Source organism: Nesterenkonia sedimenti (assembly GCF_012641515.1).
Classification (GTDB): domain Bacteria; phylum Actinomycetota; class Actinomycetes; order Actinomycetales; family Micrococcaceae; genus Nesterenkonia; species Nesterenkonia sedimenti.
The window spans coordinates 43034-59681 of the sequence record NZ_JABAHY010000010.1 but is presented as its reverse complement, the minus strand read 5'-3'; the positions used below and the strand labels follow the sequence as shown (position 1 = coordinate 59681).

Sequence of the window (16648 nt, the reverse complement as noted above, 5' to 3'; positions counted from 1 at the left end):
ATGAGGCTGATAGAGATATAGCCGTGAGAATGAGACATGTGGCCTGCGGTCACCGAACGGATGTCTCAGGCAGGAACGGATATGAGCGACGTGAACGAGGATTACGACCCCAAGAAGTCCAGGACCTGGCTGTCAGTGCTGCTGACCATGGTGGGTATCGCAGCCGCGGGTGTGCTGCTTGCGGTACTGGTGCTGTTCATCAACCGCGACGACGACGTCGAGCCCACCAGTGGCCAGACCGCTGAGACCAGCCCCAGCCCAGAGGAGTCTCCCTCCCCTGAGGAATCACCGGAGGAGTCCGCGAGCCCCGAGGAGACTGAGGACCCCGAGACTGAGGAGCCGACCTCCGAGCCCACGGATAACGGCACCGGGGTCGCCGGCACCGGAACTGAGACCCCCGATCCCAATGGGACCGAGGATCCCGATCAGCTCAGCGATGAGGACCTCGAACTGCTGCTGCTGGATGAGGATGAGTTCCCGGTGGAGGTCACCGGATTCTCCGAGAGTGTCGGAGATGCCGGGTTCATCAGCTGGTTCGAGGCCATGGAGTCCCCCGATGAGATCGATGAGATCACCGAGCAGGCCGAGCAGCAGGGGCTGTCGATGACCTCGGCGGAGGAGGCGATGGTCGAATGCATGCGCCAGTTCGCCGAGATCCGCAATCTTGATGATGCCCATACTGCTGCCGCCGATGTTGAGGCCGCCCTGGGCAATGAGCACAGCGGTTCGGTGACCATCGGGATCGTCGCCCTGGACACCCCACAGGACACCGAGTCGGTCTGGACCGCTGCCGCAGCTGAGGACTGTGATGGTGTCGCCTCCCAGGCCGGGGGCGTGATGAGCGTTCTGGACTACGGGGACTTCCACGGAATGTCGGTCCACGCCGAGGATGCCGAGCATTTCACCAACGCCCGGCTGACCATGGACCATGACTCCTACCTCATCTGGGTGGAGGCAGCAGAGCTCGACGACGACGAACTGCGTGAAATCCTCGAGGCCCAGGCGGCCAAACTGCACTGATTCAGCGAAGGAGCTGGCATGGCTTTAGAAGAGTTCGACTTCCTCTCCCGCAATGGCAGGGATCGTATTCAGGCCTGGATCTATACCCCGGTGGTCCCACCGCGGGGAATCGTCCAGCTGATCCATGGCCTCGGTGAGCATTCCCGCCGGTACTTCCGGCTGATCACCCAGCTGCTCGACCAGGGCTTCGTCGTCGCCGCTGATGATCACGCCGGTCACGGTAAGACTGCGATGGTCTCCGGCATCTGGGCCGATACCGGACCTGAGGGTGCCGAGGCCGTCGTCGCCGATGAGCAGACCCTGCGGGAGAAGGTCACTGCCCGGTTCCCGGAGCTGCCCTATTTCGTCTTCGGCCACAGCTGGGGTTCGATCATCGCCCGGATGCTCACCGTGCGGGAGCCGAAGGGGATCTCCGGTCTGCTGCTATGCGGAATCGCTGCCCAGGTGCGTTCGATGGACACCCTTGATCTTGAGGCTGTGCAGGCTGCGATCGGGGATACAGATGGTTCCCGCCCGGCCGAGGAGTTCCTGCCTGCCCTCTTCGAGGGCTTCGTCTCCCGGTATGAGGATGTCGAGGGTCCCACGGACTGGGTGGCGCTGGATCGTGATGTGGTCCGCGACCATAAGGTGGATCCGCTCAATAGGTTCGGGGAGCCGCTGTCACTGCGCTTTCTGCATGACTTCGTTGCGCTCTACCGGGAGTCGAATGAGTCGCAGACCCTCGCGAGGATCCCCACTGATCTGCCGGTGCTGATTCTGGCGGGGGACCAGGATCCGGTGACCAATTACGGGGAGGGCGCCTACCGCGTGGCCAATGTGCTCGCCGAGGCCGGTAACCGTAGGGTCCGCACCTGCGTCTACAGCGGGTTCCGTCATGAGGTTCATAACGAGCCGCCCATCCGCGAGGACGTCACCGACGAGATCCTCACCTTCCTCGACGCCAACCTCAGCTGAGCCTAAAAATCTCGGGCCATGTCCTGGAAGCGCTGGTAGTGACCCTGGAAGGCCACGGTGATGTCCCGGGTGGGTCCACTCCGGTTCTTCGCGATGATGATGTCTGCCTCACCGGCACGTTCGGTCTCTTTGTCGTAGACCTCGGGGCGGTGCAGCAGCATGACCATATCGGCGTCCTGCTCAATGGAGCCTGATTCACGCAGGTCAGAGACCTGGGGGCGCTTATCGGGCCGCTGCTCAGAACCACGGTTCAGCTGGGAGAGCGCGATGATCGGCACATCGAGCTCCTTGGCCAGCAGCTTCAGGGTTCGGGAGAACTCGGAGACCTCCTGCTGACGGGATTCGACCCGTTTACCTGACATCAGCAGCTGCAGATAGTCGACGACGACGAGTTTGAGATTCTCTCGCTGTTTCAGCCGTCGGCATTTGNTTCGACCCGTTTACCTGACATCAGCAGCTGCAGATAGTCGACGACGACGAGTTTGAGATTCTCTCGCTGTTTCAGCCGTCGGCATTTGGCCCGGATCTCCATCAGGGTGAGGTTGGGGGCGTCGTCGATGAACAGGGGGGCCTGTTCGAGTTTGTCCATGGCCCGGGCCATCTTCTCCCAGTCGTTGTCCTGCAGGCTGGAGCCTTTGCGCAGGTCACCGAAGAGCACCCGGGATTCGGCAGAGAGCAGACGCATGGTCAGCTCCACTTTGCTCATCTCCAGGGAGAAGAAGGCGGTGGTCATCCCATTGGCCACTGCCGCGGAGCGGGAGAAGTCCAGGGCCAGCACGGATTTACCCATGGCGGGACGGGCGGCGATGATGATCAGCTGCCCGCCGTGGAAGCCGTGGCTGAGCTCATCGAGCTCCCGGAACCCGGTGGGGATACCGGTCAGTGTCCCGTTATTGGCCGCGTTGACCTCGATCTCTTCGATGGTGGGCGCGAGGATATCGGAGAGCCGGGTGTAGTCGCTGGTCTGCCGATTTTCGGCGACCTGATAGATCTCGGCCTGGGCCTCGTTGACGATGGCGTCGACTTCGCCATCGGCGGTGTGCCCGATTTGGACGATTTTGGTGCCGGCCTCGACCAGTCGGCGCAGGATGGCCCGTTCCCGCACGATCTCGGCGTAGAAGGCAGCATTGGCCGCGGTGGGCACTGCCTGGGCGAGGTTGTGCAGATAGGCGGGTCCGCCGATGCGCTGCAGCTGCTGCTGTTTGGTCAGCTGGTCGGAGATGGTGACCACATCGGCCGGTTCCCCCTGACCATAGAGGTCGATGATCGCTTCGAAGATCATCTCGTGGGCGGGCCGGTAGAAGTCCCGGCCGCGGAGGATTTCGACGACGTCGGCGATCGCGTCCTTGGAGAGCATCATGCCGCCGAGGACTGACTGTTCGGCCACCATGTCCTGGGGCGGGGTGCGCGACTCCGCTCCAGCGCCAGTTCCAGGGTCGTAGGTCTCCGTTGTCACGGCACCCTACTCTACTGCACCACAGGGACACCGAGCCCCGGTCTCATCGAGGGCTTTCACCCGCGCAGCGCCAGCTGTTCCAGTGGGGCCCGCAGCCCGTAGACCAGCCCGGCCAACCAGGTGCGCATGGAGCGGCGGGCCTGGCGCGTATCGGGGTAGCGGCAGCGAAGATGCAGGCCCTTTTCATTGATGACGAACCAGATCATGACCCCATCAGTGCGGATCACCGCGGAGACATGTTGGGGGCTGAGCTCCTCGGCCACATTGACCGGCAGTTTCCGGTGATCCAACCAGGACATCGCGAACATCCCCGGTTCCTGGGGCATGCCCCCATAGGGGGCCATAATCGGCCCCAACGGGTAGGAGCCCAGGCGGATGGCCTCCTTCACCGCCGAATAAGAAGTCCGGTAGTCGGTCTCGGCGTTCTCCAGTACGGAGTTGGTGATGAACCAGCCCACTGAGTTGAACCACCGGGGGTCGTACCGGGAGTGGACCGGGAAGACCGCCCGGAAGGGTTTATCGGCCAGCTCGGCGGCCAACCGGGTCATCACAGAGACGGCGACGGCGATCAGCCGTACCCCGTGGTCGGCGGCATGCTCTTCGACATGGGTCAGCTCCTCGGTGTCGAAGACATCGCGGACTTCCACAACCTCCGGGATGGGGTGGCTGATATCCCCGAGATCCAGCGGGAAGGAGGGCATGGCTTGGCCTCCGACCTCCAGGATCTCCCGCCAGCGTTGGGTGATCTCCTCCGGGGGGTGGGGCCGGGCGGCGAGCTCTGCGGAATGCTCAGCGAAATCCTTGACCTCCGGCAGCTGGGCGCCAGGGGTTCTGCCTTCGGTGATGTCCTGGGCGCAGGCTGCGATATCCCGGGCCAGTACCAGCAGGCTCCAGGCATCGACATGGGCGTGATCTGCCCCGATGATCACCTGCCGGTCCCCGGTTCCGGTGGGGTCCTCCACCGTGCAGAGCCGGTAGGAAGGTTCGGCGAAGGATTGGCAGACTTCGTCGAAGTGCTCGCGCAGCACAGCCCGCAGAGCCTGCGGATTCTCTTCACTGGCCAAGGAGGTCCAGGAACCGGGGTGCATCTCGGTGCTGTTGAGGTGGATGGCGCCGTCGTCGTCGGTGGTGAAGACACTGCGCAGGGTGCCGTGGCGTTCAATGACGATATGCCAGGCGATGCTCAACGTCTCTTGGCTGATGTGGCCGGGCAGATAGAAGGCCACTGCCATCCAGGAACCGGGCCGGGAGCCGAAGCTGGTGTGCCGGTTCTGGTCAAAGGACACCGGCAGCTGGGCGCCCTGGCCTGCAGCGGGGGTGCGGGCCCGCACCGAGTAGCTGGACAGCCTGCCGGGCTGAACCTGCATCTGGGAGACGTTAGTCAGCCGCATACGCGTAGTGTAGAGGGGCAGTACAACGCGAAAAAGACCCCCCGGGTAACTTCTGGTTAACAGGGGTTGGGAAACTAGATGTACCGGGAAAGGCCCGGACTGAGCACAAGAGGTGACCAAGCGGCCGTGCCGACGTTCCAGACCGATGGAGCCACACTCGCCTATGAACTGGACCCCAGGGAGGGCCCAGTCTTTGTGCAGACCCATGGACTGACCTCCAGTGCCTGGCGGGAGCACCGGTCGGGATTGGATATGACCGGGCGGCTGCGTGGGTTCCGGGTGCTGCGTTATGACGCCCGGGGACATGGCTCCTCCACCGGTCGGACGGTGCCGGCGGATTATCGGTGGCCGCAGCTGGGCGATGATCTGCTGCGGCTCTTGGACGCGGTGATCCCTGGGCAGCGGGTGCATATTGCCGGCCCTTCGATGGGTACGGCCACTGCACTGTATGCCGCACTGAAGGATCCCGAACGGTTTGCGAGCCTGAGCCTGCTGGTGCCGCCGACGGCCTGGGCGACCCGGACGGAGCAGGCGGAGTCCTATCTGAAATCGGCTGATCTGGTGGAGAACCACGGCATCGGTGCCTTTGTGCGGGTGGGCCAGTCGGTGCTGCCTCCCCCGGCGCTGGCGGACCGACCCCGGGAGCGGGTCCCTGCGGTCAGCCAGGAACTGCTGCCCTCGATCTTCCGGGGGGCGGCGATGACCGATCTTCCGGATCAGCAGGAGCTCTCCGGGCTGGGGCTGCCGGTGCAGATTCTGGCCTGGGTGGGTGATCATGCCCATCCGGTCTCCACCGCTGAGCGGTTACACCGGCTCATTGAGAGCTCACGGCTGTCGATTGCTGAGACACCGGAGGATTTATCCGGGTGGCCGGCGCGGGTGGCCCGGTTTGTGGAGCGGCATCGAGCCGGGTGAGCGCCGTGGTCGGCGGTTCTTTGGAACCCCTCGGGGCTGGATATAAAGACGGATCGCCGAACCAGTGCAGGATCACGACCGTTTCCCGCCGTGATCCCCTTCCCTTTGCACCAGGTCCGGCGATCCGAATGTGTCCCGTTCAGGAGTACAGGACAGCCGCGTACTGCACGGTCAGCTGGCGCTTGCCGGCATCGCCTGTCCTGTTGGAAGAGTGGATGCACGCGAGCGGTTACTCTCGCCAATACCCACTCCATCAGTGCCCTTGGAATAGGGCCTAAGTCCTGCGGACGATTGACACTGTATGGCCAGATCGCGGCCCGGGGCAATAGGTGTCATCACAGCCCCTGTGGATAAAATGTGGACTGCGCGGCGTGTCTTGTGAACAAGCTGAGGGAAACCCTGTGGATTCCCTGTTAGATATCTGCTCATTGAGCCTCTGACCTGCGGTTATGTAGCGACACACCTGTGGGGAGAACTTTTTTTGCCCCAGATTTCAGCCAAGATTTGGTGCTTGCCGTTTACCTCATGTTGGGTGTATAGACACTTTTCGACTGAGATTTTCCACAACCTCTCCACAGGGGCTGACCAGGGGCTCAACAAGCCCGTGTGCACTTATTTCAAATTTGAAGTATTATTGGGTTGTCATTCTCCCCTTTCTGTCTGCCCAGGAGCCCCGTTATGCAGTTCGGCGTCTTTTCCATCGGTGATGTCACTCCCGATCCGACCACTGGTCGTAAACCCACTGAGCATGAGCGCATCAAGGCCACCGTGGAGATCGCTAAGAAGGCCGAAGAGGTGGGCCTGGACGTCTTCGCCATCGGCCAGCACCACAACCCGCCGTTTGTGGCTCCGGCGAACCCACCGATCCTGATGGCGCATATTGCCGCGCAGACCGAACGGATTCTGCTCTCGACGGCGACCACCCTGATTACGACCACGGATCCCGTCCGGATCGCCGAGGACTACGCCTATGCCCAGCACCTGACCAATGGACGGGTGGATCTGACCATGGGTCGGGGAAACACCGGGCCGGTCTATCCGTGGTTCGGCAAGGACATCCGCGCCGGTATCCCGCTGGCAGTGGAGAACTATGCCCTGCTGTGGCGGCTCTGGCGCGAGGAGAATGTGGACTGGAAGGGCCGGTTCCGCACTGAGCTGCAGGGCTTCACTGCCACCCCGCGCCCGCTGGATGATGTGCCGCCCTTTGTCTGGCACGGCTCCATCCGCTCACCTGAGATCGCTGAGCAGGCCGCCTATTACGGCGATGGCTTCTTCCACAACAATATTTTCTGGAATAAGGGGCACACCGGCCGGATGGTCGATCTCTACCGCGAGCGCTTCGAGCACTATGGGCATGGCACGGCTGACCAGGCGATTGTCGGCCTCGGTGGCCAGGTGTTCATGCGGCATAACTCGCAGGATGCGGTCCGGGAGTTCCGCCCCTACTTCGATAATGCCCCGGTCTACGGCGGCGGGCCCTCGCTGGAGGAGTTCACTGATATGACCCCGCTGACCGTGGGCACCCCGGAGCAGGTCATTGAGAAGACGCTGAGCTTCGCGGAGTATGCCGGGCACTATCAGCGTCAGCTCTTCCTCATCGATCACGCTGGGCTGCCTCTGAAGACCGTTTTGGAGCAGATTGAGCTGCTGGGCGAGGAGGTTGTTCCGGTACTGCGCAAGGAGGTCGCTGCCCGTCAGCCGGAGACCACACCGGCACCGCCGACCCATGAGCTGCTCAAACAGCGCAGGGTCGAGGGCAAGGACCCGATCCCCGGCGGCGCAGCCGCGGCAGACCAGTAGTCCCGGAGGCGATTAGTCCTCTGCCGGTCGCACGTTCCAGAAGTGGACGCCTGAGATCGGCGCGAAGTCGATTCCTTCCAGCTCTGCCTGGTAGCCCACCGTGGATGTGGCCTCACCGAACTTCGCCGCGGGCAGGTAGTCGTAATAGGCCACCTGGAGGTCCTGGGCACCTTCCAGGGCGCCTTCTTCATCCTCGGCCGAGGTGACCGTATCGATGGCGGCCTGGATATCCTCGTCATCGGTCCAGCCGGCCCAGGTCGGGTGCAGGAAGACGAAGGTCACCGGTACAGCCACCGGGGTGAAGCCGGTGATGAAGATGTCGTAGGCCTCGGGGTTCTCCCGATCCTGCAGCACGGTGGGCCAGTCGTAGACATTGAGTTCGGTGTTGATGCCGGCCTCATTGAGCTGCTCCTGCAGCATCACAGAGGACTGGTAGATGTGGTCGTACTCCTGGGTTGTGATAATGCGGATGGTCTCGCCGTCGTAGTCGGCCTCCTCCAGGAACGCCTCGACATCCTCGGGACCGCTTTCGTCGCGGATTTCCATATTGGCATCGGAGTACCACACTGAATCCTCGGGCATCAGGGCGCCATTGGTGGTGTAGTACTGCTCCTCGGCGTAGGCGGAGATCATGATGTCATTGGCGTTCATGGCTGCCACCACTGCCTGTCGCATGGGAAGCTCCGACATCGGGCCTTCTGCCTTATTGAAATACGCCTGCAGGGGGCCGGACTCCGCGGCAATGACCTCCACGGAATCGTCATCCTCCAATTGGGCCATATTGTCGAAGGGCACCGAGTAGACGATGTCGTATTCGCCGGTCTGCAGGCCGGAGAGCCGGGTGGAGGAGTCGTTGATGATCTCCATCATGATGGTGTCGTAGTAGGGGTTCTTCTCACCGGCTGTGCCATTGGGTTCGCCCTCGGGTGACTCATAGTCCTCAAAGCGTTCCAGTTCCACGTACTGGTCCACCTGCCAGGTGGCCATCTCGTAGGGGCCGGTGCCCACATATTCCTCCAGTCCCTCCGGCGGGGCTGATTCGGCGATCTCAGCGGGCATGATCATCGGCAGCTGGGCCTGATCGGCCAGCAGCTGCGGAGCCACGTACATCGGTTCCTCGAGGGTTACGGTGACGGTATTGCCCTCTCCGTTGACCTCTGCCTCGGTGAAGTAGGACTGGCCGATATTGCTCTCATCGATCCACCGCTGCAGGGAGGCGACCACATCCTCGGCCTCCATCTCGGTGCCATCGTGGAATAGGACTCCCTCACGCAGGGTGAAGACGATATCCAGACCGTCCTCGGAGACCTCCCAGTCCTCGGCGAGCACTGGTTGGATCTCGCCGTCGCCGTCGATGGTGATCAATGGTTCGAAGAAGTGTCGGGAGATATCGCGGGTGGCCGTGGAGGTTGTCACCAGAGGATCCAGGGTGGGCGGATTCGCATTCCAGGCCACACTGAGCTCACCGCCGCCGCCTTCGCCCGGGGTCCCACCGTTTGAGTCGCCGCCTCCACCGCATGCGCTCAGGGTCAGGGCCAACACGGCAGTCACGGTCAGTGGTCGTGCAGTCTTTATGCGCATCAATCTGCTCCCTCGTGATGAATCCGGATGCCACTGAGGCTACGGAGGACAGATGATCGAGGCGTCACGCCGAGGTTTCACCGTCGTAAAGACTGTCTCTCCAGGCTCTGACCTGGGATCAGTTGCCCAGTTGGGAGAGGACAGCGGCCATCGCTGCCCGGGTTCCGGCCCGAACCACTCTGGTGTCCTCCGGGGCGAAGAAGGGGCTGTGCCCACCGGCAGGGGTTCCCTCGGCGAAACTTGCCGGATCGTGTCCGCCGAACCACCAGAACACCTGGGGGATGCCGAGGTCATCGGCGAAGCGTCCGACATCCTCGCTGCCCATTCGCCGGTCGGCCTCACCATTGACCGCCTCCTCACCGAGCTCCGCGGCCAGGGCGGCGACCACCTGTGGGGTCAGCTCCGGGGAGTTGTAGCAGCGCGGGAATCGGTAGAGCTCCTCAACGGTGGGGGCCGGGGCTCCGGAGGCTGCGGCCTCGGCCTCGAGGATGCGGCGGATACGGGAGAGCACCAGTTCCCGGGACTCCTCGTCCACCGTGCGGATATTGAGGGTGAACTCCGCCTGTGCGGCGATCACATTCTCCTTCAGACCCCCGGAAATCGTGCCCACGGTGACCACGGCCGGAATCGAGGGATTGGTCTCCCGGGACACCACAGTCTGCAGTCGGGTGATCATATAGGCCGCCTGGGTGATGGGGTCGATGGAGTCGTGGGGGCGGGAACCATGGGCGCCCTCACCGTGGACGGTCACCCGCCAGGAGTCGGCCAGGGCCATCGCGTGCCCGGGGCGAGTGTGAATGTGCCCCTCGGGGAGATTGCTGACGTGTTGGCCCAGTACGATCTCCGGCACTGGGATCTTCTGCCAGATGTCATCGGCAAGCATTGCCGCCGAGCCGGCCGCAGTCTCCTCCCCCGGCTGGAAGATCAGCACCAGAGTCCCACTCCAGGCCTGCCGGTTGGCGACCAGATGCGCCGCCATGGACAGTGCGGCAGTGATATGAGTGTCATGTCCGCAGGCATGCATGGTGGGCACCTCGGTCCCATCGGGCAGCCGCCCGGTGGCCGTGCTGGCATAGGGCAGACCGGTGTCCTCTTTGACCGGCAGCCCATCGATATCGGCTCGGAAGGCCACCACCGGTCCCGGTCCGTTCTCGATCACCCCAACAACCCCGGTGCCGCCGCAGGGTTGCGGGTTCGCGCCCAGGGCCTGGAGGTGTCCGGTGATGACCTCGGCGGTGCGCTGCTCCTGCATAGACAGCTCCGGATTCGCATGCAGATCGTGGTAGACCTCCAGGTGCTTATCGAGGATGGCTTGGTCCAGTGGGATTCCCTGCGGCATCAGATCTCCTGCGTCTCGATTGTGCTGACTATCTGTTATCCAAACAGGTCAATGTTTCGACGCGGTGACTTCCCATTGGCAATCCTCTCGGCGAGTTACTGTGGCTGGCCGCGGAGGCCCTTGCCGGGGTATGCCTCGGGCAGGAGGTCGCCATCGCGGACTACGAACTCACCGTTGACCAGCAGCTGTTCGATACCTTGGGCCGGTCGGGTGCTGTCGAGATAGGTGGCCCGGTCGGTGACGGTCTCAGGATCGATGACGACGACGTCGGCATCAGCACCGGCACCGAGGTGTCCTTTGGCGTTGAAGGCCGGTGTGGTGGAGTCCATGACTCGTGCCGGCAGCCAGCTGCACCGACGGAAGGCCTCCAACCAGGTCCAGTAGCCGCGTTCGCGCACCATCTGTCGGATGGACCGGGTGAAGGTGCCGGCAGTGCGGGGGTGGGTCGAGCCACCCGGTGGCAGAGGCCATTCTCGGGACTCTGTGGTGCCATCGGGCCAGGTGACATGAAAAGCATCTGAGGCCACAATGCTGTCGGGAAAGGCCAAGGTCTGTTCCAGCAGCTGCCTGTCCCGGGGGTCATCCTCGGAGAGGTACTCCACAATGCAGGTGGCACCGGGATCGGTTTCACGCACATGGGCCAGATGGGCCGCATCTCGGATCCGCTCACCGGTGGCAACCAGCAGCAGGTTTTGCGGGGTGATGCCCCAGACCGGTAGGCGCTCCGGAGCCAGGAACGCTGCACCAATGCCGGTGCTGCCGGCCCCATAGGGGTAGGTCTCCACAGTGATCCCGGCACCATGGGCCTGAGCCTTGTCGATGGTGCCCAGAACTCGTTCGATATGCCGCCGAGAAGTGCTGTTGACGTGGCAGTGATGGACCTGCCCGCCGAACTCCATGGCGGCCTGGGCTGCCTCTTCAGTTCCATCGACTGGAGTGGTGGGATCAGCCTCTGAGATTTCACGAACATGGGTGAAGGTCGGGGTTCCTGCCCTGGCCGCCAGCTCGTTGACTGCCAGGTATTCCTTGGGGTCGCTGCGTGGGGCGTAGCCCTGCAGAATGCCGATCCCCAGGGCACCATCGGCCAGTTCGGTCTCCAGGCGATGGAGCCAGGCGGCGAGTTGGTTCGGTGTGGAGTCTCCCTGCCAGGCGGGGTCGGCGAGCATACTCAGAGAACTGGAGAAATCGGCATCGAAATCTCTGCCGGAGAGCACCTCGGCGCGGGCCATCCCCCAGGAGGCAGAGAACCCGAAGTTGATGGGCCGGCCCTCCTGCGCGGCTTTGGCGTATGCCCGATCCACCGGCAGCAGTCCGGCCTCCAGCTCTAGGGCCGTGGTCACCCCATCCATGGCCTGCAGGCGCTGACCAGCAATGGAGTTCACATGGCTGTGGAGGTCGACGAAGCCGGGGCCGACGATCTTGCCGGTGACATCGACGACCTTGGCGTCCTCGGCGGAGGGGTTCTCTCCCACCTCCACGACCCTGCCCTTGTCGATGAGCACATCGGCGATGCCGTCGAAACCTGTACCGGGGTCGATGACGCGCCCACCGCGGAGTAGGACTTTGCTCATTGGTCAGCTTCCTCTCGTTTGGGCAGGCACCGGATGCCCACATATGCCACCGGTTTGCCATCGACTTCGGTGAAGGAGACTGTGCTCCATGGTTCGAGTCGCTCTGGTCTGGCAACGAACCGATTCTCGGCTCCTGCAGGCAGCAGCGCAAGTGGCGTGGCCTCGGTGGGTTTCTTGCCGAGGCGACGTTCAAGACTGGCCTGACTGATCTCGGCCTGGAACGTTCCATCTTCGGTCTGAGTGACAGTCAGTGAGGTTCCGGCATCGGAGTAGGTACCGAGCCATTGATCCTGCACCACTGCATCGGAGTCACCGCCAGTGGGGGCCGGTTCTGCAGAGGGTACGGTGCCTGCGAATTCCTCGGCGAATGCCCCGTAGATCTCATGAGCGGCATGGGGGGCGACACCTCCGTTGCAGAAGACCACCAGCGCCAACCCGTCCTGGGGCAGGACCTGGAACCAGGCCTTATTCCCGATGGTGGTGCCGCCGTGCCACTGAACTTTATGGCCGTTCCAGTCGTCAATCATCCACCCGATGGCCCAATGCGGGGCCATGGCGGTGCCGACGGCCGGATCGAGGTCCCACTGAGGTTCAGTCATCAGCGAGATGGATTCACTGCTGAGCAGTTTCTGCCCGGATCCGGTCTCCCCGTCCCGCAGGAAGGCTGCGCCGAAGTCCAAGAGATCGTCCACGCTGGAGGTGATGATCCCGGCAGCACCCATTGACCGGGTGATTGCTGCAACTGGTGCCGGGTTCCAGTCTTTCTGTCCGGGCTGACGGACATGGCCGTATTGATGGCGGTGGGCCAGGATCTCCTCGGGCAGGGTGAAGAAGGTGTCCAGCCCCAGGGGTTCGGTGATGCGGGCCTTCAGCGAGGCATCCCAGGTGCCACCGTCGAGGACTTCGATGATGCGCCCCGCGACGACGAATCCTGAGTTGCAGTAGGACCAGCCCGTTTTCGGGGTGAAGAGTGATTCAGCCTCAGCCAGTGTCTCGATGTATTTGGCCACGCAATCGTCGCCGCGGCCGGTGTCGGTGAAGAGGTCACCGTCGATGCCGGATGTATGAGTCAGCAGGTTCCATACCGTGATCTCCTCGGCATGTGGGGAGGCCAGGACGAACTCCGGGAGGATCTCAGTGACCTGGGTGTCGAGGTCGAGTTTCCCCTCCTCGCGAAGCTGCATGATCATCGTGGCGGTCACAACTTTGGTGATGGAGCCGATCTGGCACACGGTGTCCTTATCGCTGGGCACGCCTGTGCGCTTATTGGTGACTCCGGTGCTGGTAACGAATCGCTTCTCCGCACCGGTCTCGGGGTCGATGCTGAGCACCCCGGCGACGATGCCGGGTACATGGTGGCGTCGGGCCACTTCGGCTAAGAATGCATCCCAGCGGCCGGTGTCGAAGCTTTGAGTATCAGGCATAACCAACTTCTTTCGTTTCGTGTTCGATTGCAAGTCTGTCTGTCACCGACGGTGGGTTCACCCAACACTCGGCTCGCGTTGTGGGAGGCATCGGATGCCCACATAGGCACAGGGATTGTCGTCGACTTCTGTGAATGCCACTGAGGTCCAGGGGGAGAGGTGGTCACTGCGGGTCAGGAACTGGGCTTCCCCCGCGGCTGGAAGCAGCGGGGTAGGACTCGGTGAAACAGTCGACGACGTCGACTTCGAGGCATCTTGATTGTTACGGATGCGAGATTGATCGATGCTTGCCTGCAACCCCTCTGCAGTCTTGGTGACAGTCAATGTTGTTCCAGCATCGGAGTATGTACCGAGCCATTTCTCGGCCAGTTCTGCCTCCGTGGCTGGCCCCGTGGGCAGGCTCGGCCCGGCGGGGGCCGCACCTGTGAAGGCCTCCGCAAAGGCTGTGCAGATTTCATCCCCGGCAGTCGGGACGATGCCTCCATTGCAGAAGACGACCATTGCCAGTCCGTCCTCGGGGAGAATCTCGAACCACGCCTTATTGCCAAGTTTGGTGCCACCATGCCCGGCAGTCTTATGTCCGTCCCAGGTGTTGAGCATCCATCCCAGTCCCCAGTGGGGTGCGGCAACTGATGCCGGAGCCGGTGCAAGTGACCAAGCGGGGGCCAACATCTCGCTGATGGTCTGGGGCGGCAGAAGGTTCTCGCCGCCGCCTGTGTCCCCTCCCCGGAGGAAGGCCTCGCCGAAGGTGAGGAGATCATCGGCATTGCTGACGATGACCCCTGCGGGACCACGGCCGCGCTGCATATCCGGGATGGGCACGGGGCTCCACGCTGATTGTCCCGGGCTGCGCACATGACCGACTTGGTACCGGTTCACCAGGACCTCCTCAGGGAGGGTGTAGAAGGTACCCAATCCCAGGGGTTCGGTGATGCGAGCGCGGACGGATTCAGTCCAGGACCGCTGGTCGAAGACCTCGATGATGCGCCCGGCGAGAATGAAGCCGGAGTTGCAATAAGACCATCCCTTGGAGGGACGGAAGAGAGATTCAACGGACCGCATTCGTTGGACGAATCTCTCGATAGCATCGGCTCCGCGTCCGGTGTCGGTGAAGATGTCACCATCGATGCCCGAAGTATGGGTCAGCAGGTTCCACACCGAAATGTCATCAGTGTGTGTGGGGTCCAGTGTCAGCTCTGGAAGAAGGTCTGTCACCTTGGACTCCAGGCCGAGTTTCCCCTCATCCCGCAGCTGCATGATCATCGTGGCGGTGACGAGCTTGGTGATTGATCCGATCTGGCACACCGTACTGGGATCAGTTGAAATGCCGGTGCGCAGGCTGGTGACTCCTGTGCTGGACACGAGTCTCTGCGAGCTTCCTGTCTGTGAGTCCAAGGACAGCACTCCGGCCACGATCCCTGGGACGTGGTACTTGCGTGCCACCTCTGTGAGGTAGTCGTCCCAGTACCGAGTATCAAGGGCATAGGGGCTGGGTGCGGACATCAGTACTCTCCAAACGACGGCGGGAAATTACGTATGGCTGCGGTAGGCCTAGGTGGTGGGATCGTCCGGTTTTAGTCCGCAGTCAGCAGAAGGGCTGCGATAGTGGGCCAACCGGGGGCAATAGTGCCCTCGACACCCTGGGAGTAGGTGGCATCAGGCTGCATCGCGATCTGGACCATATCTCCGGAGGAGTAGAGCGCCGCCTCAGCCTGTTCCCAGGCGTCACATGCATCTGCTCCTGAGAGGTCTTCGGCCTCGGCCAGGGCTGCGGCGAAATCTTCGTTCTCGATGGCGGCGAAGTTATTACCGCTTGGCGGCAGATCCCCGGAGACATAGGCGCCGAGTGCTCCGGGCATGAAGTGGTTCAGGCCGATCCACATGACTTCATAATGCTCAGTGGATCCTTCGCTGAAGACATTCTCCGTCCACGCCCCGTGGTCTCCGCCGTCGTGGTTGACTCCCACGCCGATCTCTTCCCACATATCGGCCATCATCTCTGCAGTGGCAGAGTTCTCAGGCCACCGAGTCGTCCATGCGAAGTCTAGGACCAGCTCTTCGCCATCGCGTGTTCGGATGCCGTCGCCTTCACGGGTCCAGCCAGCCTCATCCAGCATGGCTTCTGCCTCATCTGGGTCATAGGAGGGGGTGTTTGGACCCACTGCGTCGTACTGGCAGATTTCGGGTTCCAAGGTGGCCAAACGGGTTGGTATCTCGCCGTTGCCGGAGGTGTTGACCTGCATCAGCGCTTCGATATCCAGGGCTTTGGTCAGCGCGATTCGGACCTCCTCTTCCTCACCGGGCATGCCTTCTGCCTGGCTGTAGGCGATGCCGGCGTTTATGCGGTCCTGTTCCATGAGGACATCCACTGTCTCGGCCACCCGGTCCTCATCAGGACCTTGGACTGAGGCGATATTGAGATCCCCGGCTAGGAGCATATTGGCCCGTGTACTGGGGTTCTCAACAATTCGGTACTCCACCGTCTGTGGCACCCCTGCGGTCTGACCGTCTGGTGCGCCTTCCCGGGGCCAGTCGTAGTCGTCCTTGCGTTCAAAGGTGTAGTGATCACCTGGAACGGCTTCCACCAATTCGAACAGTCCTGTTCCATCGGTACCCGCGGCCACGCTGTCGGGGTCTTCGAGTGCTTCGCGGCAGGCAATGGGGTGGATGCCGATTTGGGCCATCAGGAAGGAGTTCGGGGTTTCAGTGGTGACAGTGACAGTTCGTGCGTCATTGTCGTGGTCAATCTCGGCATCGGGAGGGATGACCGTGCCGATGGCTGTTGAACCGTTGTCCGGGTCCAGAATCCACCGGTAGTTATCGGCTACCAGCTCGGCGTCGAGTTCGGAGCCGTCTGGACACTGCACGCCTTCACGGATGGTCCATTCAACTTCTGTGGGGGTGTCCTCCCAGGACTCGGCAAGCCATGGCTGGGCCTCGCCATCCTCGTCGAACCAGACCGGCGCCTCATAGGCGATCGGGAAGACCTGGCTCAAAGTGGCACTGTTGTTCAGGGAGCGGAAAAGGTTCCCCGGGTCTTCGTGGATCCCGATCACCAGTGTCCCGTCCTCGACGACGTCGATGTCACCTGAACCGGTTCCGCCCCCACCTCCTCCGCAGGCAGAGAGAACTAAGGCAGCCAGTGCACCGGGGGCTATGAGCTGACGCTTCTTCATGGTGCATTCTCCTCATCGATT

At 62.5% G+C, this 16648-nt stretch carries 11 protein-coding genes and 1 pseudogene; 4 read left to right on the top strand and 8 right to left on the bottom strand.

The genetic code is table 11. The features are described 5' to 3' along the window. Positions 1 to 81 precede the first annotated feature (81 nt). Together HGQ17_RS10830 and HGQ17_RS10825 are read left to right on the top strand one after the other, a co-directional pair. Positions 82 to 1020 (top strand): hypothetical protein, encoded by a 939-nt coding sequence (locus tag HGQ17_RS10830; protein ID WP_168887957.1) that lies wholly within the window; start codon positions 82 to 84, stop codon positions 1018 to 1020. An 18-nt stretch (positions 1021 to 1038) separates the two neighbouring features. Next, positions 1039 to 1974 carry an alpha/beta fold hydrolase gene (locus HGQ17_RS10825; RefSeq protein ID WP_168887956.1) on the top strand — a complete coding sequence of 312 codons (936 nt, stop codon included), beginning with the start codon at positions 1039 to 1041 and terminating at the stop codon, positions 1972 to 1974. Between the two features lie 2 nt (positions 1975 to 1976). On the opposite strand, the pseudogene HGQ17_RS10820 reads toward HGQ17_RS10825, so the two are convergent. Together HGQ17_RS10820 and HGQ17_RS10815 are read right to left on the bottom strand one after the other, a co-directional pair. Then, a pseudogene (locus HGQ17_RS10820) lies at positions 1977 to 3364 on the bottom strand (replicative DNA helicase). Between the two features lie 122 nt (positions 3365 to 3486). After that, positions 3487 to 4821, bottom strand: a complete 1335-nt coding sequence (locus HGQ17_RS10815) for a condensation domain-containing protein (RefSeq protein WP_168887955.1) — start codon at positions 4819 to 4821, stop codon at positions 3487 to 3489. 126 nt (positions 4822 to 4947) lie between these two features. Between HGQ17_RS10815 and HGQ17_RS10810 the strand changes: the two genes are divergently transcribed. Both HGQ17_RS10810 and HGQ17_RS10805 read left to right on the top strand, forming a co-directional pair. Continuing rightward, the gene (locus HGQ17_RS10810; protein ID WP_324615260.1) at positions 4948 to 5736 is read left to right on the top strand and encodes an alpha/beta fold hydrolase; all 789 of its coding nucleotides are present in this window, start codon (positions 4948 to 4950) and stop codon (positions 5734 to 5736) included. A gap of 678 nt (positions 5737 to 6414) precedes the next feature. Beyond that, complete coding sequence (locus HGQ17_RS10805) at positions 6415 to 7536, top strand: LLM class flavin-dependent oxidoreductase (RefSeq protein ID WP_168887953.1); 1122 nt, start codon at positions 6415 to 6417, stop codon at positions 7534 to 7536. 12 nt (positions 7537 to 7548) lie between these two features. Here the strand turns inward: HGQ17_RS10805 and HGQ17_RS10800 are convergent, their stop codons facing one another. From HGQ17_RS10800 to HGQ17_RS10775, 6 genes are all read right to left on the bottom strand, one after another. Further along, positions 7549 to 9117, bottom strand: coding sequence for an ABC transporter substrate-binding protein (locus tag HGQ17_RS10800; protein WP_168887952.1), 1569 nt, complete (start codon positions 9115 to 9117; stop codon positions 7549 to 7551). Between the two features lie 118 nt (positions 9118 to 9235). After that, positions 9236 to 10456, bottom strand: a complete 1221-nt coding sequence (locus tag HGQ17_RS10795; RefSeq protein ID WP_168887951.1) for an amidohydrolase — start codon at positions 10454 to 10456, stop codon at positions 9236 to 9238. 95 nt (positions 10457 to 10551) lie between these two features. After that, a complete protein-coding gene (locus HGQ17_RS10790; RefSeq protein WP_168887950.1) occupies positions 10552 to 12027 on the bottom strand; it encodes an amidohydrolase family protein in 1476 nt (491 codons plus the stop codon). Beyond that, positions 12024 to 13451, bottom strand: coding sequence for a serine hydrolase domain-containing protein (locus tag HGQ17_RS10785; RefSeq protein WP_168887949.1), 1428 nt, complete (start codon positions 13449 to 13451; stop codon positions 12024 to 12026). Before HGQ17_RS10785 ends, HGQ17_RS10790 begins: the two co-directional genes overlap by 4 nt. Positions 13452 to 13508: 57 nt before the next feature. Then, positions 13509 to 14954, bottom strand: a complete 1446-nt coding sequence (locus tag HGQ17_RS10780; protein ID WP_168887948.1) for a serine hydrolase domain-containing protein — start codon at positions 14952 to 14954, stop codon at positions 13509 to 13511. A gap of 71 nt (positions 14955 to 15025) precedes the next feature. Further along, on the bottom strand, positions 15026 to 16627 hold the full coding sequence (locus tag HGQ17_RS10775) for an ABC transporter substrate-binding protein (protein WP_168887947.1): 1602 nt from the start codon (positions 16625 to 16627) through the stop codon (positions 15026 to 15028). Positions 16628 to 16648: the final 21 nt, after the last annotated feature.